Genomic DNA, 20,481 nt, shown 5'->3' with positions numbered 1-20,481 from the left:
ACCCGCGCTCACACTCCGAATAGATAACTACCTAATCCGGAGGTGGTACGGATGTTAGAGGACTTCGAGCGAGGACGCGTCACCGCGTTCTTCCGCCGGGTCGCCGACACGATCCCCATCCCCGACCGGCCCGCAAGCCTGGTCATCACCCACCTGCTCGCAGAACGCCCCGCGTTCCTTCACGCCGTGGCCCGCATCTCCAACGTCGCGGCCGTGCTGCCCAAGCCCCGCTCGATCAACGAGGGGGCCCTGCGCGAGATCAGCCCCACCATGCAGGTGGACGCCCTCGACCGGCGAACCTTCGCCGACCCCGACCAGGTCCTGGCCTACGTCGAATCCCGCGCCGCCGGGAAGCGCCTGGCCCTGCTCGACGTCGGCGGATACTTCGCCCCCGCCCTGGAGCACCTGTGCGCGCGCTTCTCCGGCCAGATCATCGGTGTGGTGGAGGACACCGAAAACGGCCACCAGCGCTACGCCGAGCTCGACAAGGTCCCGTGCCCGGTCTACAGCGTCGCGAGGAGCCCGCTGAAGGATCCCGAGGACTACCTGGTCGGCCAGTCCGTCGTCTTCTCCACTGAGGCCCTCGTGCGCTCGCGTGACGACATCCTGAACGGCCGCCCGGCCTGCGTCATCGGCTACGGCAAGCTCGGCCGCTCCATCGCGGCGATGCTGCACGCCAAGCACGTCGGCGTGACCGTGTACGACGTCGATCCGGTGCGCCGTGTCCAGGCGCTCTCCATGGGCTTCCGGACGGCCGCCACGCTGGCCGAGGCGCTCGCCGGAGCCGGGATCGTGGTGTGCGCCACCGGGAACTTCGCTCTCCGGGAAGACGACTTCGCTCACGTCGCCAACGGCGCATACATCGCGAGCGTCACCAGCTCCGATGACGAGCTGGAGCTGTCGGCGCTCACCGGCCTATACGCGCGCACCGTCGTGGAGCCGCACGTCACCCGGTACACGCGCACGGGCCACTACTTCTACGTGCTGGCGGACGGGAACGCGGTCAACTTCCTGCACGGCGCGTCAGTGGGGAACTTCATCCTGCTGGTGCAGGCCGAGATCCTCGCCGCGCTCGCTCTGCTCGCCTCCCGCGACCACGACCCGGGCATGTGGGAGGTTCCGTCCGATGTCCGGCAGTCGGTGGCAGCGATCTGGCTCCGGCACTTCGATGGGGTGTCATGACCGTGACCCGCGAGGAGATCAGCGCCGTCCTGGCGCGCTACCTCACCGCCCACCCTGACCGTGCCGTCGACGTCGCGCCCCTCGCCGAGGCGCTCGCAGGCGGCCAGGACCTTGCCTCGCGCAAGACCTTCCCCCTGCACGTCACCGCCAGCGCGGCGGGGATCGACGTCACCGGCCGCGTCCTGATGATCCACCACCGGGCGCTGGACCGCTGGCTCCTACCCGGCGGCCACGTCGAACACCAGGACGTCAGCCTGTACGGCGCGGCCCTGCGTGAGCTGGAGGAGGAGACCGGCATCCCCTGGCAGCACGCCGTCTCCCCGCCCGCCCACGATGTCGCGCCGGTGGACATCGACGTCCACGAGATCCCGGCCAACCCTGCCAAGGACGAGCCCGCGCACCTGCACGCCGATTTCCGTTTCGCCTTCTGGGTGAAGGACACGACGATCGCCCTCCAGGTCGAGGAGGTCGCCGCGTTCGCCTGGCGGCCCGCCTCCGAACTGCCCACCGCCCGCCTCGCCGCGAGCGTCGCCGCCATCTAGCCCTACACGCACCGAAAACGCCCCCGCCCTCCCGAAGGAGGACGGGGGCGTCGTGTTGTTCGGCTCGCGCTCGGCTACCGCTGGCCGGGCTCCCGCTCACTGGTCCGCAGCCAGCCCGGCAGGATCGCCTGAACGCCGGGGAGTGCCATCACCCGCGCCAGCCCACCAGCCGCGGCGAGCGCGCCGGCGACCCACGGAAGGGTGCTCGGGATGCCCGCCGTGTCGACCACCGCGGGCAGCACGATGGCGATCGCCACGACCGTCTGCAGGATCGTTCGGAGCGAGCGTTTCGTGTCGTTGGACATGACCCCTCCAATGAGGTCGAGGATCTATAAGACCGGCGAGAATTCGCAGGTCACTGGTAGCGGTGCAGGATCGCCTTGAAGAGAGAGGCCGTCTCCAGGCGGACCGTCCCCGTCGAGGTGTGCCGGATGGTGAGGCGGCCCCGGTTGGCCGCACTCAGCTTGAAGTGGCCGGTCAGGTCGGTCTCCACGCGGCCGTCAGCGTCGGCCCGGACGGTCTTGAGTTGCCCGTTGGGCCAGGCGATGTCCACGAGGGACCCGTCCGCCGCGTGCCGGGTCAGGCCGAGCTCGACCGCCTCGCCGGGCGCCAGGCCAGCCAGGGCGACGTGCGCGGCGAGATCCGCCCACATGTCCGCGTTGGGGGCGATGGACTGGCCGCCGGCCGGGTGCCAGCCCGCGGTGTCGCGCCACTCTGCGGTCCACCACGGCTGGTAGTTCTCGCCGGACGGGATGACGACCTCGTTCTCCAGGCCGAGGGACACGATCTCGGGCATCTCTTCCTCCTTCGTGGGCTGCGGTGCGGGCGTGGGCGTGGTGGACGGGCGGGGCGCTCCGGCGCGAACCCAGGCGTACAGCGGGCCGCCGGGGCAGTCCGTGGAGTAGCCGTCGCGGTGGCCCTTGATCTCGGTCCCGGCGCCGCCCTCGCGCCGCAGCCACGCGATGGCGTCGAGGATGCCGAGCAGCATGTCGTCGTTCGGTTCGACGAGTCCGGAGTTGCCGAGCAGGCCGAGCACGGCGTAGTGCCCGGAGTTGCGCCCGGGTCCGTTGGCTGCGGGTAGGTGGTGCGGTCCGCGGCCGACGAAGACGAGCCGATGCCAACACACGGCCGCGCTGTAACCGATGTCCATCCAGCCGTTGCCGTCCATGTGCTGCCGCTGGATCGCGCGCACCCGGGCCACGCACAGGTCGTGGTCGTCCATCATCCGGGGGTCCTCGCGGCCGCCGGTGTAGTGGACCTTCACGCCGCGAGTGGAGGCCAGCGGGGAGTAGGAACCTCGAGGGGCGCGGGCGCCCCACTCGGAGCGGGAGACGAGATCTATGGCCATGTCAGCCTCCACTCGGGTGGTTGGTCAGGTGGTCCTCGAACCGCTTCGTCAGCAGATCCACCTTCACCTCGGTTCGCACGACTGTGTCCTTCAGGCTGTGGCCGTGGTTCGGCGACACCTCGGCGTGGACCTTGTCGGCGGTTTCCTGGACGGCCTGCGTGCTCTGCTGCACCTTGCGGATCTGCTCTGCGATCCACTTCTTGAGTGGGCGGAGGACGACCCAGCGGACGATGGCGCCGATCGCCGCGAGTGCGGCGGCGACGGTCCCGCTGTAGATGATCAGGTCCCCCAAGCTGCGGACCGTCATACGGTGACTCCTTGTTGTCGGATTGTGGTCAACCTGCTCGCGTTACTGCGCGTCTTGCAGGACGCTGAGATTCCTCCCGGTTCCCCCGACCCTTGAGGCCCCGATGAGCGACATGCAGCCCTACCAGGGCGATCCGTACGGCCGGCCCTACACGCCTCCGCAGCAGCATTGGCAGGGCGGGCCGCAGTACCCGCCGTACGGCGCGCAGCCGATCTACATCCAGGCGCCGCCGACGTCGGGGTACGCGACCGCGAGCTTGGTCTTCGGGATCCTCGGCGTGGTGGGCGGCTGGTGCGCCTTCGGTATCCCGTGCGTGCTCGCCGTCCTGTTCGGGCACATCGCCCTGGTCGAGACGAAGAGCGGCCGTAAGGGAGGCCGCGGTATGGCGATCGCCGGCCTGATCCTCGGCTACGTGGTCGTCATCCCTGCCGTCGCCTTGGCGGTCATGATGTTCGGGGGATCGATCCTCGACGCAGGCACCAACTAGGCGCCGAGCCTTTGCGCCTGGCGCTCCCCGTCGCGGTCCCGTAGCCAGACCACGCCCGAGACGTCTGTGACTCGTATCCACACGACCCGCTGCCCGGCCACCGTGTCCCGGAGCGCCGGCCGCCAGGAGGACGCCGAGGGGCGTACGCCGCGCGGGACAACCGCGAGGTAGATCGTGGACAGGTCCGCGGGGTCGTGCTCGTAGGAGACGGTGAGCTTCATGCGATCTCCAGAGCGACGGGCGCGATCCGGACCGGCTGCTCGGTCGTGTCGGTGAGCCTGAGCCACGGCTGGTAGTCGCCCTGCGGGGGCGCGACGACGTTGCCGCCGAAGGAACCGACGAGCAGCGCCACGTAGTAGTCCCCCTTGACCCCGGAGGCGACGGCGTCGGCCCACAGGGCGTGTCCGGAGTCACCGACCACGACGGCGGGCTTCCAATCGCCGGACGTCGGCCGGGCCCCGCCGGAGAGAAGCGCCACCTCGGCCCCCGAGCTCGGCGGCTCCCCCGTCACGCCGAAGTACAGATACTCAGTGCTCTCGTGCTGAAGCACGACGCTCATATCCCCACTCCTGTCACTTCGCGGCTCACATCCGGCCCGTCCAACTCGCGCCGGGCGGCGGGGCCCTCGAGGGCCTGGACCACGCGGGCGGGCCCGTCCACGGGCGTCGGGACGAGCGACGCGCCGTCCAGCTCGTGGCGCGCGGCTGGGCCGTCCAGGACGCGCCGCACCGCAGGCCCGGCGATCGGCAGCTCGGCGAGGCCGGGGCCGTGCGCCTCGGCCCTGATCCCGCGCAGCACCAGGACGCCGCCGTGCAGGTTCGCGGCCAGTGCGGGCAGCGTGGCGGCCAGCTCGCTGGAGACGGTGAGGGCGCCGGACAGGCCGCTGGAGAGGACGGGCAGCGTCGCGGCGGCCGTGCCCGCGACGGTCGCCTCGGCCGCGAGACTCGCGCCCAGCGGGGGCAGGACGGGGGCGGCCGTACCGCGCGCCAGCATCTCGCCGACGATGCCGGCGGAGAGTGCGGGGAGCGTGGCGGCCAGGGCGCCGCTCACGTCCTGCGGTATGGCGCCCGCCAGGTCGGCGGCGAGTGGGGGCAGGCTCGCGGTCAGGGCGCCGGAGGCGATGGCCGCGCCCGCGAGAGTCCCAGCCAGTGGGGGCAGCGCGGCCGCCATGCTGCCAGCGGCGGCCAGGCCGCCCGAGAGACTGGCGGTCAGGGCGGGCAGCACCGCGGCGGCGGACCCGGAGACCCGGACCTGGCCCGAGGCGGACGCCCCGAGCGGGGGCAGGGCGCCGGACAGGACGCCGGGGGCGACGAGCGTGCCGGAGACGGACGCGCCTAGGGAGGGCAGTGCCCCGGCGAGCGTGCCCGTGACCGCCGTGGACAGGGGGCCGAAGAAGATCGTGTCGAACCAGTACGTCTCTGAGGCGGCCCCGGCAGTGACCCACGGCAGGTAGAGGAGCGCCTGGGTCGTGGTGGCGGGGGCCACGGCCTGGTACTCGACCAGCGTCCAGCTGTTCTGGACGAGGGCTTTTGAGGACTGGACGTCTGCGACGTAGGTTCCTGCGCTGGTCCGCCACTCCCAGCCGATCTTGGCGGTGCGTCCGGCGAGGCTCGTGTAGACGTACAGGGCGCCCTTGTAGGTCTGACCTGCGGTCAGGCCGGTCACGTTCCCGTTCGAGTAGCAGAACGTATCGCCTGCGCCCGCCGAGACGATCTGGAGGGAGGCGGATCCCGTGTTCGCCCTGACCGTCGACCGGGTGAATGTGCCGGCCCCGGTTGTCCAGCCGGTGGCGCTCGTCTCGATGTCCTCCTGATCTGCGGTCAGGAGGTTGCCCGGGATGGCCACGGTCAGCCTGCGGGCATCGTGATGGTGCCGCCGGTGATCTGGACCGTGACCCCGACCGAGATCGTGGTGGTGTTCAGGGTGAGCTCAGCTCCGATCGCCCCGTCCATGACGGTCGCGCCGCCGGAGCCCTTCACTCGGAACCATCCGGCTGTGCCCGCCGCGGCGCCGGTAGCGGACAGCGGCGTACCTGCGAGGGTGGCCACGCCCGAGGATGCGGCCCCGAACGCGGTGCCCGCGAGGGGGACGGTCGCCAGGAGCGTGCCCGAGGCTGCGGCGTCGGCGTTCGCGGGCTGGCTACCGGTGTAGATCTCGATGCTGCCGCCGTTCGCCAAGGCGGCGACGCCGTTCGCGGCGGCGTTGCGGGCTGCTGTGGGTATGCGGAGGGCCATGGTGCTCCTATCAGACGCTCCACCAGCAGATGTCCATCGTGCACTGCTGGCCGTTCGGGGTCGGCGTGTTCAAAGCCGCCGAGGCGATGTACATCTGGCCCTGCACGTAGTCGATCCCGGGGGCCAGGTAGACGAACTGCTGCGTGGTCACCATGCCCGCGCCATCCTGCGTGACCTGCCACGACTCGTTGCCCTGGTAGAGGATTCCGGTCGTGACGATGCCGGGCAGGAGCGCGTGCGTGGTGCCGGCCGCGGCGACGTTGGCGGCGGCCTTGACCGTGACGATGTACCAGCCGGGCGCGGTGGCGGCGTACCGGTAGCTGCCCGCGTTCCATCCGCTGTAGTTGTCTTCGTCGACCGTGTCGAACTGGATGGTCGTCCACACGCCGGACGGGATGGCCTGGGCGGCGGCCCGGCGGACGGAGCAGACCGGCGGCGCTGTCAAGAAACTGATCGGGTCGCGCAGCCACGCGTCGAAGTCGGCTGGGCTCGGCCCGTACCGGGCGGGGAAGACGGGAACGTCGGGCGGCTGGAGCGGCATCAGACCCCCTGCCAGACGGCGATCAAGGTGGCGTGCGGTGCCTGCGTGTTTCGCGTCGCGCCGCTGCTCTGGGTGACGACGAGCTGGACGTAGTCGCCAGCGTTGACGCGGCGGGTGCGGGCGACGGTGATGCGGTGGGCGGGCGCGGTGGCGGTGCAGGGCATGTCGTGCGTCCCCCAGAGCACGGCGTTCGTGTTGATCTGGAGGCCGACGCCGCGCGTGCCCGACGCGTTACTTGAGCAGGAGTACATGCCGTAGATGTAGTAGACGCCGCTCCGCGGGAACGAGTAGCGGGTCGGGTTGATCCCGGCGTTCCAACCGCCGTAGTTGTCGACGGTCGCACTGTCGAACTGGATCGGCGTGCTGGCCGCCCACGTCTGCGACGGGATGCCCTGGGCGGAGTTGAGAGTCAGCCGGGCGATCGGCGGATACGTCAGGAACCTGACGTGGTCGCGGTAGGCGTTGAGCTGCGCACTGCTGATCGGCGACGTCCAGGAGGCCGGGGACGGAACCGCGAGGCCGGTCGTGCCCGTGAGCGACGCCACCCACGACACGCTCATCACGCTGGATTTGATGCTCGCCGCCGAGACGTCGGCGAGCAGGTTCCGCGTGACACCGGTGTTCTGCCAGGCCAGCATCTCGACGTAGTCGTTCGTGCTCTTGCGGAGCTGGAGGAGCTCGGCGCCGAACACGCCGGGCTGGTGCGTGCTGGCCCCGGGGCGGGTCTCGCCGCGGTAGTCGGTGACCGTGCCGCCGTTGTTCGTAGTGGCACGGAAGCTGATCGAGTGGCTGAAGTTCGACGACGAGGCCGCGTAGTCGAAGAACAGGTGCCCCATGACGAGGTACCAGCCGTCCACCGGCACCGGATACCTGGACGGGTTGATCGTGGTCGAGTGGACGGCCCAGTTGTCGAGCGTCTCAACGTCCATGTTGACCGGCGTGTACGTCTGGTCCGCCACGGCCTGCGCGGTCGCCTGATAGCCCTGGAAGAGCGGGCGTTGCCGGAGGAACCCGATGCTGTTGCCCAAGTCCCTGAGCTTGGGGGCAGTGATGAACTCGTTGCCCCACGTCCGCGGGTTCGGAACGGCGTACGGCACTACCTCACCATCCGATCACGTTCGAGCCGTTGAGCTGCCCGTACACCGGGTCATCCGCGGTGAGCACCTCCGGGTCGCCGGGGCCGAGGCTCAGGGTCGTCCGCCACTTGCCGGCGGCGAAGTCCACCGAGTGCGCCTTGGCGATCACCTCGTAGGTGCCGGAGATCTGAGGCGCGCCGATCGGCCGCCGCACGACCCGGACGACGTCGCCCTGCTCGACGCCGAGCGCGACGGGCCAGATCGCCGGGTTGGACGCCGGGTCGAGGATGACCTGGTTGATGCGCTGACTCGGGGCCTTGTACTTGGCGAGCAGGTAGCGCGCCTGGTCGGCCACATAGTCGATGTCCGCTTGCTCGGACGTCCGCTCGACGTCGATCACGCCCCGCCGGGCGATGGACGCCGCGTCGGTCACGCGGACCTGAGCGCCGTAGTACTGCTGCGTGACGGTGATGTCGTTGTACGCCTGGGCCGGGTCCTGGTCGGTCTCCATCCCCTCGTCGTACGGGATCTCCCCGAGGTCGGGGCGGTCACCGAAGGTGTACTTCGGGGTCTGGTCGTACCGGTACTGCTTCGCTGTGAAGCACAGGTATCCGTGGCTATCGACGCAGAGGTATCCGCCCTCACTGTCTGCCGTGTCCTGCACGGGCGAGCTGACCGGCCGCCCCTCGATCGACGTGGCGGGCACGTACGGCGAGTACGCGGTGTAGGAGATCGCGCGGGCCTGTCCCCACCCGGCGTATGACAGCAGCCGCCCAATCCGCTGGTCTGCGGAGTCCCGCGACATTGCTGCGGCTCCGGCCCAGTAGTGGGCGATGATCCGGCCCTCGGGCAGCTTGCGCGGGTAGATCGCCGCATGGGCGAGAGCGCCGTTCCACATGCGGCCGTGGTATCGCTGGTCGGCCTGGCCGTTCAGGGAGAACCAGTTCGGTTGGAGGGCGTGGTTCAGCGATCCGGCGCCGATGATGAAGGTGCCGTTGACCCACAGATCCCATCTGGTCGGGGTGACGGCCAGGGTGTAGAGGCGCCAGGCGCTGTCCTTCACGTACTGGGTGGTGGTGATGTCGGTCCTGGTGTGGGCGACCGCGTCCCAGCTCGCGATGACGACGTAGCCGGAGGTGTTGACGACGATGCTGACGATCGCCCCGGCTGTCTCCTTGAGGACGAAGACCTGGCCCTCGATGTTGCTGGGCTGCGTGACGTTGTCGTATCGGGCCCAGACCTCCACAGTGATGCCCTCCCCGGTGAGGGGCGGCATGTCGAGAGTGGGCGCGTACTGCAATGAGTAGCCGTTGAGGCCCTGGAGCGAGGTGAGGCCGGACTGCGACCACACGGTGCCGGCCGAGCCGGTGAGGGTGCCCGCGTCGGCGCCGAATGCGGCTTGGACGGCAGAGCCGATGCCCTCCTTGGACGGGGTCATCGTGACGGGCTTGGTGTTGCCGGCGGCGAGGTTGCTGCCGGTGGTGCCTTCAGACGGGTCCGATAGTGGCCAGTACCCGTACGGAGCGTCCAGCAGGATCTCGCCTTGCAGGATGCCCGGCAGGCGGGTAGTGAGCGTCGCCCAGGCGTCGATCGAGGTCATGTTGACCTCGCCCCAGTGCGGGTCCCGCCACGACTGGGGCCAGCGCTCGGCGAAGTCGTGCAGCACGCCGTACGTGCGACCCTGCCAGGTGGCGGCGATCCGGACGGGGGTGTAGTCGAGCACGTTGGGCCAGTACGGCGACGCGGTGTTCGTCGGGGACAGCGCGCCGTCATTGTTGCGGAGCCGCAGTTTGCTCACTCCGGCCTCGACGCCGCCGAGCTCGAACTGCTTGCCGTGCGAGGTGTCGAGGGAGAGCAGCCGTTTCGTCAGGTCCGTCCATGTGATCTCGTCGCGCGGGGTGCGCTGCCCGGCCCCGAACCCAGCCTCGAAGCGGACGAGCGGCCAGTTCGGGTTCGGCTGCGCGGGCGTCGGCGCGGCCACCAGGAGCGCGACGGAGACGGCGTGGATGTTGCAGGCCGCCGACGTGGTGTAGGTGACGGAGGGGCCGCCGGTCGTGGACTGCCAGCGGGGTAGCAGCCGGGCGTCGGAGGTGGTGTCGGACCCGTTGGTCGCGGACACGGCGGTCCCCGACGTCCATCCCGCGGTCGCGCTGGACAGGGTCGCGGTCGCGTTGTCCGTGCCCGCGCAGGTGAGCGTGAGCGCCTCGGAGGCGGGCGCGGTGAGCGCCCCGAGGGCGAGTGACGTGCCGCCATTCGTGAAGCCCTTCACGGGCGTGCTGGCGAGCTGGAGATACGACCCCATCCCGGCGTACTCGGCAACGTGGGTCGCCAGCGCGGTGATGTAGTCCGTTGCCGCGACGTACACCCGGCGAGCCTTGCGAGGGTTCGGGGCCACCCAGATCGCGCAGCCGCCGCCCGCGCTGTTCACCCTCGCGAGCGGCACCCACCAGTTGTGCGCATCGTCGGCGACGTGGACGGTCGGGACCGTCGTTGCCCCGGCTCCCGTGTGCCAGCTCACGCAGCAGACGAGCCAGTTTCCCGCCGTGTGCGTCGAGGTGAAGACGGTCCGGCTGGAGTTGACCGGGTCGGGGATGACGAACGCGCTCGCGACTGCGAACGAGTCGGTCCACTGGTTGACCATGGTGGCGGGCATCAGGTCCTCTTGTTCAGGCCGTTGGAGCCGCCGTTACGCCGCTGGTAGCGCAGCGTCTCGGACTGGACTCCGGCTCGGAGCTCGCGGCCGTCGAGGGTGACCTGCACCAGCACGGTCGGCGCCTCGGCGGACCCGGCTGCCGTCGTGCCCCCGCCGTGAGCGATCAGCGGAGCGATGGCCGGACGGACGCGCGGGCGGGACAGCCGGGCGGCCATCAGCGCGCTGGACCGGTCCAGCGCGCCGAGGTTGTCGGCCATCCCGGCAGCGACGCCGGCGACGGTCATGGCGCCGGACTCGCGGATCGCGGGAAGCTGGCTCGGGCTCTTGATCTTCAGCGCCTTCTTGATGCTCTTGGCCATCTTCTTGGCGAGGGCGTCCATCTCCTTGTCCAGGCTCTTGAGGCTGGCCTGGAGGCCGGTCAGGAAGCCGTCGCCGGCCTTCTTGCCCGCGTCGTACAGGATGTCCGCGCTCGACCGTCCGAGGCTCTTGGACACGGAGTCGATCTCGGCCTGGGCCTTGTTGATCCCGGCGAAGGTCGAGCGGTCCGCGGAGAGAAGCATCTGCGCGAGCTCCAGGCCCTGCTCGGGCCCGGCGTCGATGACCTGCCGCAGCAGCGACTTGGACAGGCCGCGGCTCGATAGCTGCTGGATGGCCTTGGCGTACGCCTTCAGCCGGCCGACCTTCTGCGTGAGCCCCGTCCGGATGCCGCCAGCGTCCATCGGCCCGTCCAGCGAAGTGAGCCCGGCGAAGCTGCGGGCGTTGCCCGTCACGCTCGTCGCGTACTCCTTGGCCTCGGCGAGGGCCTTGGTCGCGGCGTCTCGCTGGGTGGCGAGCTTCTCCAGCTTCGCGCTGTTTTTGTCCAGGTAGGCGATCAGCTTGTTGTCGAGCGTCGTGCGCTTGCCACCGAAGAGCTTGGCGATCGCCTTCTCCAGGCGGGAGGACAAGGACGCGATCTCCTTCGCGCTCCCGTCGCTCATGACCTTCAGGAAGTCCTTGCCGAGCTGCTGGCCGAGGGACCGCCACTGGGAGGCGGAGACGGAGACGCCGCCCACGCGGACCTGGCCGCCCGACGCGTAGCCGACCAGGCCGCCATCGGCGTAGCGGTCGGCGTTGATGGCCTCGATCAGCCCCCGGTGCTTGGCGGTGCTGGCCGCGTTGACCACGAACTCGCCGTTGGACGCGGCGATGAGCACCTGGTCGTCGCGCGGTCCGCCGGGGCCGACGACCGGGCCGCCGTCCGCGCGCTTGCCGCCGATCGGCGAGTAGCCACCCATCACGCCGACGCTGACCGTCTTGAAGGACGGCACTGACCCGAGCATCCCCAGGAAGCGGCTGAGCGCGCCCGTGGCCTGGCTCGTGTTGACCTCGACCTTGACCTTGCGGGACTTGATGCCGAGCAGCCGGTTTGCGAGGGCCTTCGCCTTCCCCTCGCTGTAGCCCATCGACATGGCGAGGTTGATGAACTCCTTGCGCGCGGCGCCGGACGCCTTGTTGACGGCCTGCATCGACCGGTTGTCGGCGCGCATGGCTTCGATCTTGGCCTGAGCAGCTTGGGCGACCTCGATCAAGGCGCGCTTGTTGTCGCGGCCCTTCTGGGTGTTCAGGTCCAGGCCCTTGCCGTGCTCCTTGACGCCCTTGGTGGCGTCGGCGATGGCCTGCTTGAAAGCGATCTCCGCTGAGTCGGCGTCCTGGTGGGCCTTGGTCAGCCGGTCGATCGCGGCCTTGAGCTGGTCGGCGGTCGTCGCGCCGTTGGACATAGCGCTGTTGAGCTGCTGCTGAGCGGACTTCTGGGCGTTCGCGGCGGTCGCGGCGCCCCGTTGGGCGGTGCCGAGGTTGGTCGTGATCGTGGTGACTTCGCCCATTCGGACGCCGGTCTCGTTCACGCCGAGGCCGAGCTCGTGCAGGACGCCCGTCATCGGCACGAGGGTGGAGAACACGGCCTGGAACGCGTCGGCGTTCTCCCGGATGGTCCCTGCGAGCCGGACCAGGTCGCCGACCGCCTTGCCCGCCCACTCCACGAGGGTGGCCAGGCCCTGCACCATGGCCGTGATCGTTTCCGGGTTCTCCTCGACTGCGTCCGTCACGTTCGTGATCGCCCGCGCCAAGCTGTCCATGATCGACGGCATTTGTGGGCCGAGGCTGCGCAGCATCGCCGAGAAAGCGCGCTGAGCCCCGGTCACGGCCGGTTCGAGCCGTCCCAGACTCGCCCCGGCCAGGTCGACGAAGGACTCGACCTCGGGCGCCAGCTCGGCCAGGTTGTTCCGCAGCATGGGGCGGAGCCGCTTCAGCTCCCGCTCCGCCACCTTGCCGATGGTGACCCAGACGTGCTCGAACGGCTGGCCGATCTGCCGGGCCTCGGACTTGGCGACCGTCTTTAGGTGCCCGATCGCAGCCTGGGCCTCCTTCGACCCCTTCGAGGCGAGCAGGCCGAGCCCGACCAGCGACCCGCCGAGGACGCCGGTGATGACCGTGGCGGCGGCGACTCCCGCCACCGGCAGGAGCCCGATCCCGGCCGCGACGACGGCGGCCATCCCGACCCCGGAGGTCCCCACCGAGTCCAGCGCGCCAGTGGCGGCGTTGCCGGCGGACTGCATCGCGCGGGCGAGCATCCCGCCTGCCCGTTCGCCGTCCTTGGCGAGGGACTTGAGCGCGCTCTGATGGGCGCCGTGAGCCTTGATCGCCTTCTCGGAGGCTTCGCGCATGGCGATCGCGGCGGCGATCTGCTTGAGCTCGGCGCGCTCCAGCTTCTCGACGGCGTTGGCGGCGAGCCGCGCGGCCTCGGCTTCCTTGATGAGGCCCTTGGCGGCCTTCTCCGCAGCCTCGGCCGCGACCTTCCCGGCGATGGCGGCTTTCTCGCCCGCCTGGCGGGCCTCGACGCCCATCTTGCGGGCAGCGAGGGCGGCCTTGTCCGCGCTGTTCTGGAAGCGCTTCGCCTCGGCGACGGCCTTGTTCGTGCCGCGCACGAAGGGGTCGGCGTCGGCGACGTACTTCGCTACTGCGGGAGGCAGCTCGGGCATCAGGCCAGACCTACCTTCTTCGCGAACGCCCTGTTGGCCCACTCGGCGAGCTGGCCGGAGGCGATGAGCTTGGCGTGCGACGGCGCGACGTACGGGCGTGGCGGCAGATACGTCGCGTGGTTGCGGCCGGTCCTGCCGCCGAGCTCCTGGATGCGGGCGTAGACGATCGTGGGGGCGGTGTGCGCCTCCCACCGGGCCGCGCCGGTCTGCCGCGGCCTGCCCGCCTTCACTGACCGTCGCAGGGAGCCGGAGACGAGCGCCGGGGGAGAGCCCGGCGGGGACGGCGTCTGTGTTCCCTTCGGGTGGGAGAAGGTGCGGAGCGTCTTCTTGATCTCCCGCTCGGAGCCGAGGGCCATGACGTCGGCCGCCGCCCGCGCCCCGTCGCTCGCGCGGTCGCCGAACCCTTGCAGCGCGACGATCAGCGCCCGCGCATCCACGTCACCCATGGCCGCTCCTCACCTGGTCGATCACGGATGCGATGGGCAGCAGCCACGGCTCGACCGTGGCCGGCAGGTCGTCGACCTGGGCGGGGGTCCAGCCGAAGCGGTCGGCGTACAGGGCGTACTCGACGGCGTCGGTCAGTCGCTCGTCGAGCTCGACGGGCTGTCCGGAGAGGTACCAGCGGACTCGCTGGAGGGTTTTGGGTCGGCTTCCGCGTTGAAAGCGTCGGTGTAGGTGTCGAGCTCGTCGAGGAGCGCCCGGAAGGCGGGAAGCGGCAGCATGTCGAGACTGCCCGCCTGCTCGCCGTCACCGGGGTTGTCCTTCGGCAGCGGCAGCTCGAACGACCAGTTGACGATGACGCGGCGAAGCAGCACGTCCTTCATGTCGTCGAGGACGCCCATGGTGAGCGGGACACCGACCGGCATCGCACGCCGGTACGCCTTCAGGTCGCCGGCGCGCAGGTCCTCGACGGCGATCAGATCGGCCCAGGCGTCGCCGGGCAGGGGGATACGTGGCACGGGAGGGATCTCCTTAGTAGCTGGTGACGGCGTTCTGAAGGGTGACCTTCGCGGGGGCCAGGCCGCCGGAGGTGCCGACGTTGGTGGTGTTGGCGATGGCCTGGAACTCGACGTCGTAGACGAAGACGGTTCCACCGCTGTTGATCTTGTTGGTGCGGTAGCCGACCTTCGCCATGTCCACCTGGACCGACACCAGGCCGCCGGCCGCCCCGCCGTTGGACAGCAGGATCTGGAGCTGCGGCTGTGCGTTGGCCAGGTAGTCGAGCAGCTGCGACTCGTCCTCGGCGATCCGCGTGAACTTGCCGGTGACGTCGATCGGGCCGCGCGCGATCACGTACGGCGCCTGGGTGCCGTCCGCCGTGTGGTACGGCGTCACCTCGCGAGAGATGGTGATCGACATCTCGGTGATGTTGTCGACCTTCGTGCCAGCGGACGCGGGGCCGCCAATGCCGAACGCTGCACGCCACGACGGCACCGGAACGACCGAGGACAGCGCGTTCGTCGGCGCCACGGCAGGCACCACGGACGGCCAGCACTGGGCCTTGGCCTCCCACGTGCACAGCTGCTCCGCGTTCCAGTTGAGCGTCAGCTCGGAGATGCAGCTGTACGGGTACTGGCGGGCCCCGCTTGTGGCGGGCAGCGCGGTCCGGTCGGTGAACGTGTGCGTCGGCGGCTGCCCGTTCCCGCTGTTGAGCAGCGTGAACGCGTGCGTGTACGGGGCGCTGGCACCGGTCGTCGCGAGCTCGCCGAGCAGGTTGTACAGCAGATGGCCGAGGCCGTCGCCGAACATCGGGCCGCCCATGTCCCAGCTCGACAGGATCGGTCCTGCGATCTGGCCGTACTGCTTGGACATGGAGCCGCGCAGCGCCTGGTCGTCGAGCATCGTGACGTCGTCGGACGGGTCGAACTTGTCCACGGGCAGAGTTGACGCCATCGCCACCGGCGTGCCGGGCGTGACCTCCTTGGCAATGCCCACGAACCGGCGGGCTACCGGGTTGACTGCCATCAGTCCTCCTGGGGGCTGGGCGCGGGCTCCTCAGCCGGCGCGGGCTTGGTCGGCTTGGGCTTCTGGACCGGCTCCCAGCGGCCGTCCCCGGGCGGGTCAGAGGGCAGGTCGATGACGAGCCCCGGGCGGCCGACGAGCACGGTCGGCTCCCCGCCCACCTCGTACACATACTCGGGGTAAGTGATCTCCTCGTATCCGAGGTAGGCCCACAAGGCCATGGCTGCTCCTATGCCTGGATGTAGACGTCGGCGTCAAACGAGACGGTCGCGAGCGTGCGGACGTGCTCGCTGCCCTGGTCGTAGGTGGGCTGGCTGAGCCAGTAGCGGATGCCGTTCGTGGACTCGCCCGCCTGAAGGACGGCCTCGCCGAGGGTGCGGTCCGCGTGGATCAGGTCGCCGATCGCCTCCAGGAGCGCGTCGAGATCGGCTTGGGCGTCCTCGGCGAGCGGCTGCGTGGACAGGTGGAAGAGCTGGAGCGTCACCGCGTGGGTGATGTGCTTCCAGCCGGACGTCGCGCCGCCCCACGCCTCGCGCCGCTCGTTCGCGGCCTCCAGGTGGACCACGGCGTACGTGCCCATGCCGCGACCCGGCGGCAGACCGATCGTGTAGTCCTGATCGGGGACGCGCTTGGCCAAGTAGGGCCTGACCGTCGCCAAGCCGTAGGCGAGGAGCGGGCCCGGCCGATAACAGCGGAACTCCGGCACGTAGGGCCCGCCGAAGTATTTCGCGATGCCGTCGCGCACGGCCGCCCGGGTCACCGGACCCTCCGGTACGGCCGCAAGAGGTGCTTCGCCTCGGCGAGCAGTTCGGACCCGCGGCTCTTGCCCTCGCTCCTGGCTGCGGTCGGCCCGTACGCCGCCTCGGGGTAGTCGCCCTGCCCGGCCGTCTCGCCGCGCAGCAGCATCGAGCAGGCGCGCAGGATGACGGCCTGGCGGGCGTCGGCGGGCAGGTTCGAGATCCCGGCTCCGGCGCCATGCGCGTTCGTCGTCGACCCCGCGAGGGGCACGGTCGCAGTGCCGGGGACGTAGCCCGGCGCGACCGTGACAGCTTCCTCGCGGGACGGGTCCCAGAAGCGCAGGACGTCGCCGGGGTAGATGCCGGTCGGGTCTGCCACCGTCACCGAGGTCGTCCCCGAGCTCGCCGCCGCGGTGAGGACCGTGCACGTGTGGCCGGCCACGTAGCTGATGCGGACAAACACTTCGGTGTCGCGGCCCGCGCGTGGACCGAACTCCAGGACGCCGCCCCAGCCGCTCACCACGGCGAGGCTGGTGAGGATCTGTACGTCGTCCTCGATCCACAGCCCGGACAGGTCACCGACCGGGGTGAGCGATCCCGGGTCGGCGCCGTACGAGAGCGCGGTCACGCGGCGGACGGGACGGTCTGCTGCGTGGAACGACAGGCGGCCGCCCTGCAGGTTGACCCGGGCGCTCTCGGTCCGGACGTGGGCGCCAAGAGGCTGGTTGATGCAGCCGTCCGCCCACGAGCTCGCCCGCAGGAGCACGTTCGCCAGCTCGGAGTCCTGCGCGAGCTGGTCGCCGTTCGGGACGAGGTTCTGCGTGTCCAGCCACGTCGGCGACGCCTCGAACTCGGCCGGAGTGACGTACGGCGCGGTGAGCAGGTACATCTACTCGGCCGGTGGCGTCTCGTCGTCGCCCTGGCCCTCGACGGGCTCGGGAGTCTGCTGCTCGACCAGGTCGGCCACGCGCCACGCGCCGTGCGCGCAGGACACGACGGTCGCGCCCTCGGGGACCTCGGCCAGGCCGTGAGGGAAGCAGCCCGCGCATAGCGTGGCGGCCGGCTCCTCGACGTCGGGGACGGGCGGCAGCGGCGTTTCCTTCTTCTTCGCCTTCGCGGTGTTCGAGGCCATCAGGACTCCTTGGTGCAGGTGCCGCCGCAGCGGCCACAGGTGGTGAAGTACGAGCCGAACCCGCACGTGCAGCGGTAGCCGGTCGTTCGGGAGGTGGGCCCCGAGAGCGAGGGCAGGAATCCGCCAGCAGCGAGCAGGGCGCGACCGTCGCGGTCGCTCATCTCGTAGATGCCGTCAGGGGCGCGGTAGCGGCGGCCGGACAGCCCGTCGACCTCGGTCACAGCCTTGGCGGGGGCGACGACCTTCACGTCAGTTCCTCGGCGGCAGGGCGGCCCGGACGAAGCAGTCCTTGGCCTCCAGCAGCTTCCGCAGACCGGCGGTCAGCTCCGGGCCGTCCGGGAGGGCCTCGATCATCTGCTCGGCGAGTTCGCCGCAGGGGCGGGACAACGTCTGGAGGTGAGGCGGCAGGTGCTCCCATTCGAAGAAGCGGGCGATCTGCGCGGTGCTCGGGTGGCGGCCTTCGAGGTTCACTGGGCTCCTTCGGGAATGGGCGAGGCCCCGAGCTGGAGGAACTCGGGGCCTCACGAACGGGTGTTACTGAAGGCCGAGCAGCGCGCCCGACCAGCCCGGCGCGTAGTGCACGAGCGTCCCGAACATGTACGTCGAGGCGTCGTAGGTGAACTGGATCACCGGCCAGTCCACGGCCATGTAGTCCTGGACGTTGATGACCTCGGAGGTGGCGGACACCTCGGACTCGGGCACCGGCAGGTTCCGCGACCGGATGATGGACGCGCCCTTCGGCATGTACGGGTGCACGTTCAGGTCGACCATCTTGCCGGTGACCTGGTTGGCGATACCCGCCACGACCGAGCCGATCCGCGCCCCGCCGAGCGCCTCGCCCTCGGTCAGCGCGATCCGGTAGGAGTTGCTGTTGGCGTTGAGCTTCAGGTAGTCCCCGAGGGCCCGCCTCGCGTTGCCGTCCAGCCAGATCTCGTCCGGGTCGGCCAGGCGCTTGTCCATGGTGCCGACCGCGTCCGCGCCGTACAGGCGGACGAACGCGTCCTGGAACGGCTTGTCGCCGAGGCTGTTGGCCGGGGTCGCCGAGTCGAAGATCTTCCCGTTGACGCGCTTCAGGTAGCCGGTCTGGGCCGGGTCGGTGAGAACGGCCAGGAACCCGTCATAGCCCTGGCTGTTGAACGTCGTGTCGACGGCCGGGGCAGCCGCGCCGCCCGCCGCGTACGAGGACAGCGTGATCGTGGTCGTGCCGCCCGCCGTGGTCGGGGAGAACGTCCCCTGGAACGTCTCCGAACCGGCGGGGCCGACGTACACGTTGTACGCGAGGGCGCCGGTCGGCTCCGTGCCGCCCGTGAACGTGATCACGATGGACTGGCCGAGCGTGACCGCCAGGCTGGAGGACACGGTCGCCGCCGCGGACTCGCCGCCACCCGCCACGCTGGTGATCTTCACGCCGTAGGTGGCCGCCGGGATCGTCGCACCCGTGCCGGACGCCGCCACGGTCGTGGTCGGAGCCGCCACCGCACCCGCGTAGCCGGAGCCGCCACGGCCGAACAGGATGGCCCGCTCCTCGGCGCCCATCGTCGCCCACAGCAGCGCCGTCTGGGACAGCGAGCGCACGTCCTGGAAGCCCTGGCCGGCGAACTGCGCCTTCCAGGTGACCATGTCACTGAGACCCTGCTCGACGTACTTCACGGACTTCTCGTCGGCCGCGTACGCGATCTTCGCGCCGCGCCGCAGCGAGATCGGCCCGAACGCCGTGCTGATGCTCTGGGAGTCCATGAACGCCATCGCGTCCGCGACCCCACCGACGCCGGAGTTCGTCCAGCCCAGGATGCGCTTGAACTGGCGGGCGGTGCCCTGCCCCTTCCCACGCGGGATCGAGTTCCGTAGCGGCGTCATGCGCGGCACGAGCAGCTTGGCCGGCGCCTCCAGGTCGTACGGCACCAGTCCGGACGAGAGCGGCGACGTCAGGGTGATGTCCTTGCCGATGTCGGCGAGGGTGCCCTTCAGCGCGTCGAGGTCGCCCTGAATCGCGGTGAGCTGGTCGGCGGACAGGCCCTTCGTGATGGCCTCGACCCGCTCGGCGAGCGCGGCCTGGCGGCGGGAGCCGTCCACGACGATGCCCTGCCCGGGGACGAACGCCGTGTCACCCTGCGCGGCCTTGGCGTGCGAGGCGGCGAGCTTGCCCTTGTAGTCCTCGAACCGCGCCGCGACCTGGGCCGGGTCCTGGGTGTCGGAGAACATCTCCGAGGGGGTAGGGGCTGCGTAGCCCATGGTCATGCTCCTCTGCTGGTGAAGGTCAGTTACCCGCGCGTTCGGCGTCGGCGGCCATCTGGAGGTAGCCCTGCCGTGCGGCAGAGTCCTGCACCTGGTCGGCCATCTGCCGGTAGTAGGTGGCCTTCTCGGCGTTGCCCTGCGGCGCGGGGGTGGTGGTGGGCGTCGCCCGGATGACCGGACCGCCCGGGACGGGAGTCGCCTTGACCTTCGCCAGCTCCGCTTCGAGCGCCTTCGCGCGCTCCTCCAGCGGCTTCGTGGCCTCTGCAATGGCGGCTTTCACGAGCCCGTCGAGCTCATCACGCTTGATCATGTCAGGGGCGGCGGACTTCGGCGAGCCCTTTCCCTCATCGGGGCGGGCGGCGGGGCCCGTGCCAACCCCGCCGCCCTCTCCCGATCCCCCAACCTTCCCGGTCCCCACCAGGAAGCCCTTGATGACCGTGGTCAGCTCGCTGACCTGGTCGGCGAGCGACGACAGAGCGGCCTTGGTCTCGTCGGCCTGGGCGAGCGTGACGCCGTCGAGCTCGACGATCGGCTCACCGGCCACGTCCACCGGCGCGAGCGCCTCGTTGCCGGCGGCCTTCGCGAGGGCGAGCGTCGCGGTCGGGTTGCACGGCCGGTCCACGTACGACACCTCGACGATCTCGCCGCCGACGATGCGGCCGCCCGGCGCCGCGGCGTCCTTGACGACCTGCGCGTTCTTGATCCCCACCGAGTAGCCCTTGAGCGCCCCGGCCTCGATCTTCTTCGCGGTGCCGTCGTCCACGACCTTGGACTTGAGCATCCAGTCGTCGCCCTCGGCCGCCAACTCGATGCCGATGCCGGCCGCGATCGGCTGGTGCATCTCCCGCAGGTTGCCCCACGTCATCCACTTCGGCATGGCGGTCTTGAGCCACGCCGGGTCGCAGATCTGCGCGTCCAGGTCGACGTCCGGCCCGGTGGCTTTGCCGTACACGATGAGGTCGCCGGCGGCATCCCGCTCGGCCTTCGTGACGGTCGCCGCGTAGGCGTGCGTGATGTCCATCGCGTTC

At 70.4% G+C, this 20,481-nt stretch carries 25 protein-coding genes; 3 read left to right on the top strand and 22 right to left on the bottom strand.

The annotated features are described in order from the left end of the window. Window positions 1-51: 51 nt before the first annotated feature. Window positions 52-1,182: an adenosylhomocysteinase gene (locus AB0I59_RS07840; protein WP_358131303.1), complete on the top strand. Its 1,131-nt coding sequence runs from the start codon at window positions 52-54 to the stop codon at window positions 1,180-1,182. Further along, entirely contained in the window at window positions 1,179-1,724 is a 546-nt protein-coding gene (locus AB0I59_RS07835) for an NUDIX hydrolase (protein ID WP_358131300.1), read from the top strand. Before AB0I59_RS07840 ends, AB0I59_RS07835 begins: the two co-directional genes overlap by 4 nt. A gap of 74 nt (window positions 1,725-1,798) precedes the next feature. Here AB0I59_RS07835 and AB0I59_RS07830 read toward each other — a convergent pair whose 3' ends face one another. The 3 genes from AB0I59_RS07830 to AB0I59_RS07820 are packed head-to-tail and all read right to left on the bottom strand — an operon-like array spanning window position 1,799 to window position 3,379. Beyond that, the gene (locus tag AB0I59_RS07830) at window positions 1,799-2,029 is read right to left on the bottom strand and encodes a hypothetical protein (protein WP_358131298.1); all 231 of its coding nucleotides are present in this window, start codon (window positions 2,027-2,029) and stop codon (window positions 1,799-1,801) included. Window positions 2,030-2,079: 50 nt separating this feature from the next. Then, on the bottom strand, window positions 2,080-3,072 hold the full coding sequence (locus AB0I59_RS07825) for a peptidoglycan recognition protein family protein (RefSeq protein WP_358131295.1): 993 nt from the start codon (window positions 3,070-3,072) through the stop codon (window positions 2,080-2,082). A gap of 1 nt (window position 3,073) precedes the next feature. Beyond that, window positions 3,074-3,379 carry a hypothetical protein gene (locus tag AB0I59_RS07820; protein WP_358131292.1) on the bottom strand — a complete coding sequence of 102 codons (306 nt, stop codon included), beginning with the start codon at window positions 3,377-3,379 and terminating at the stop codon, window positions 3,074-3,076. Window positions 3,380-3,482: 103 nt separating this feature from the next. Between AB0I59_RS07820 and AB0I59_RS07815 the strand changes: the two genes are divergently transcribed. Further along, window positions 3,483-3,866 carry a DUF4190 domain-containing protein gene (locus AB0I59_RS07815; RefSeq protein WP_358131289.1) on the top strand — a complete coding sequence of 128 codons (384 nt, stop codon included), beginning with the start codon at window positions 3,483-3,485 and terminating at the stop codon, window positions 3,864-3,866. On the opposite strand, the gene AB0I59_RS07810 is transcribed toward AB0I59_RS07815, so the two are convergent. From AB0I59_RS07810 to AB0I59_RS07720, 19 genes are all read right to left on the bottom strand, one after another. Next, window positions 3,863-4,087: a hypothetical protein gene (locus AB0I59_RS07810; RefSeq protein ID WP_358131286.1), complete on the bottom strand. Its 225-nt coding sequence runs from the start codon at window positions 4,085-4,087 to the stop codon at window positions 3,863-3,865. The two genes, AB0I59_RS07815 and AB0I59_RS07810, sit on opposite strands and share 4 nt — an antisense overlap. Then, entirely contained in the window at window positions 4,084-4,425 is a 342-nt protein-coding gene (locus AB0I59_RS07805; protein ID WP_358131283.1) for a hypothetical protein, read from the bottom strand. The genes AB0I59_RS07810 and AB0I59_RS07805 overlap by 4 nt, the downstream gene beginning before the upstream one ends. Next, window positions 4,422-5,711, bottom strand: coding sequence for a hypothetical protein (locus tag AB0I59_RS07800; protein WP_358131280.1), 1,290 nt, complete (start codon window positions 5,709-5,711; stop codon window positions 4,422-4,424). The genes AB0I59_RS07805 and AB0I59_RS07800 overlap by 4 nt, the downstream gene beginning before the upstream one ends. A 2-nt stretch (window positions 5,712-5,713) precedes the next feature. Beyond that, window positions 5,714-6,100 carry a hypothetical protein gene (locus AB0I59_RS07795; RefSeq protein WP_358131277.1) on the bottom strand — a complete coding sequence of 129 codons (387 nt, stop codon included), beginning with the start codon at window positions 6,098-6,100 and terminating at the stop codon, window positions 5,714-5,716. A 10-nt stretch (window positions 6,101-6,110) separates the two neighbouring features. Continuing rightward, window positions 6,111-6,641: a hypothetical protein gene (locus AB0I59_RS07790; RefSeq protein WP_358131274.1), complete on the bottom strand. Its 531-nt coding sequence runs from the start codon at window positions 6,639-6,641 to the stop codon at window positions 6,111-6,113. Further along, window positions 6,641-7,738: a hypothetical protein gene (locus AB0I59_RS07785; RefSeq protein ID WP_358131271.1), complete on the bottom strand. Its 1,098-nt coding sequence runs from the start codon at window positions 7,736-7,738 to the stop codon at window positions 6,641-6,643. Before AB0I59_RS07785 ends, AB0I59_RS07790 begins: the two co-directional genes overlap by 1 nt. Before the next feature lie 4 nt (window positions 7,739-7,742). Then, window positions 7,743-10,370, bottom strand: coding sequence for a LamG-like jellyroll fold domain-containing protein (locus AB0I59_RS07780; RefSeq protein WP_358131268.1), 2,628 nt, complete (start codon window positions 10,368-10,370; stop codon window positions 7,743-7,745). Next, window positions 10,370-13,387 (bottom strand): BAR domain-containing protein, encoded by a 3,018-nt coding sequence (locus AB0I59_RS07775; RefSeq protein ID WP_358131265.1) that lies wholly within the window; start codon window positions 13,385-13,387, stop codon window positions 10,370-10,372. The genes AB0I59_RS07780 and AB0I59_RS07775 overlap by 1 nt, the downstream gene beginning before the upstream one ends. Then, the gene (locus tag AB0I59_RS07770) at window positions 13,387-13,833 is read right to left on the bottom strand and encodes a hypothetical protein (RefSeq protein WP_358131263.1); all 447 of its coding nucleotides are present in this window, start codon (window positions 13,831-13,833) and stop codon (window positions 13,387-13,389) included. Before AB0I59_RS07770 ends, AB0I59_RS07775 begins: the two co-directional genes overlap by 1 nt. Before the next feature lie 132 nt (window positions 13,834-13,965). Continuing rightward, window positions 13,966-14,346 (bottom strand): hypothetical protein, encoded by a 381-nt coding sequence (locus tag AB0I59_RS07765; RefSeq protein WP_358131260.1) that lies wholly within the window; start codon window positions 14,344-14,346, stop codon window positions 13,966-13,968. Window positions 14,347-14,359: 13 nt separating this feature from the next. Continuing rightward, complete coding sequence (locus AB0I59_RS07760; protein ID WP_358131258.1) at window positions 14,360-15,352, bottom strand: phage tail tube protein; 993 nt, start codon at window positions 15,350-15,352, stop codon at window positions 14,360-14,362. After that, window positions 15,352-15,570 (bottom strand): hypothetical protein, encoded by a 219-nt coding sequence (locus AB0I59_RS07755; protein WP_358131255.1) that lies wholly within the window; start codon window positions 15,568-15,570, stop codon window positions 15,352-15,354. The genes AB0I59_RS07760 and AB0I59_RS07755 overlap by 1 nt, the downstream gene beginning before the upstream one ends. An 8-nt stretch (window positions 15,571-15,578) precedes the next feature. Beyond that, on the bottom strand, window positions 15,579-16,109 hold the full coding sequence (locus tag AB0I59_RS07750; protein WP_358131252.1) for a hypothetical protein: 531 nt from the start codon (window positions 16,107-16,109) through the stop codon (window positions 15,579-15,581). Further along, window positions 16,106-16,975 (bottom strand): hypothetical protein, encoded by an 870-nt coding sequence (locus AB0I59_RS07745; RefSeq protein WP_358131250.1) that lies wholly within the window; start codon window positions 16,973-16,975, stop codon window positions 16,106-16,108. The genes AB0I59_RS07750 and AB0I59_RS07745 overlap by 4 nt, the downstream gene beginning before the upstream one ends. Next, entirely contained in the window at window positions 16,976-17,218 is a 243-nt protein-coding gene (locus AB0I59_RS07740) for a hypothetical protein (RefSeq protein ID WP_358131247.1), read from the bottom strand. It lies immediately after the preceding gene. After that, window positions 17,218-17,466, bottom strand: coding sequence for a SprT family zinc-dependent metalloprotease (locus AB0I59_RS07735; RefSeq protein WP_358131245.1), 249 nt, complete (start codon window positions 17,464-17,466; stop codon window positions 17,218-17,220). Before AB0I59_RS07735 ends, AB0I59_RS07740 begins: the two co-directional genes overlap by 1 nt. Window position 17,467: 1 nt before the next feature. Continuing rightward, complete coding sequence (locus AB0I59_RS07730; RefSeq protein WP_358131242.1) at window positions 17,468-17,689, bottom strand: hypothetical protein; 222 nt, start codon at window positions 17,687-17,689, stop codon at window positions 17,468-17,470. A gap of 63 nt (window positions 17,690-17,752) precedes the next feature. Then, on the bottom strand, window positions 17,753-19,450 hold the full coding sequence (locus tag AB0I59_RS07725) for a hypothetical protein (protein ID WP_358131239.1): 1,698 nt from the start codon (window positions 19,448-19,450) through the stop codon (window positions 17,753-17,755). A gap of 25 nt (window positions 19,451-19,475) precedes the next feature. Beyond that, entirely contained in the window at window positions 19,476-20,474 is a 999-nt protein-coding gene (locus AB0I59_RS07720; protein WP_358131237.1) for a hypothetical protein, read from the bottom strand. Window positions 20,475-20,481: the final 7 nt, after the last annotated feature.

It is taken from the genome of Microtetraspora glauca (assembly GCF_040656155.1).
Lineage (GTDB): Bacteria > Actinomycetota > Actinomycetes > Streptosporangiales > Streptosporangiaceae > Microtetraspora > Microtetraspora glauca.
This window is presented reverse-complemented; position numbering and strand designations above follow the sequence as displayed.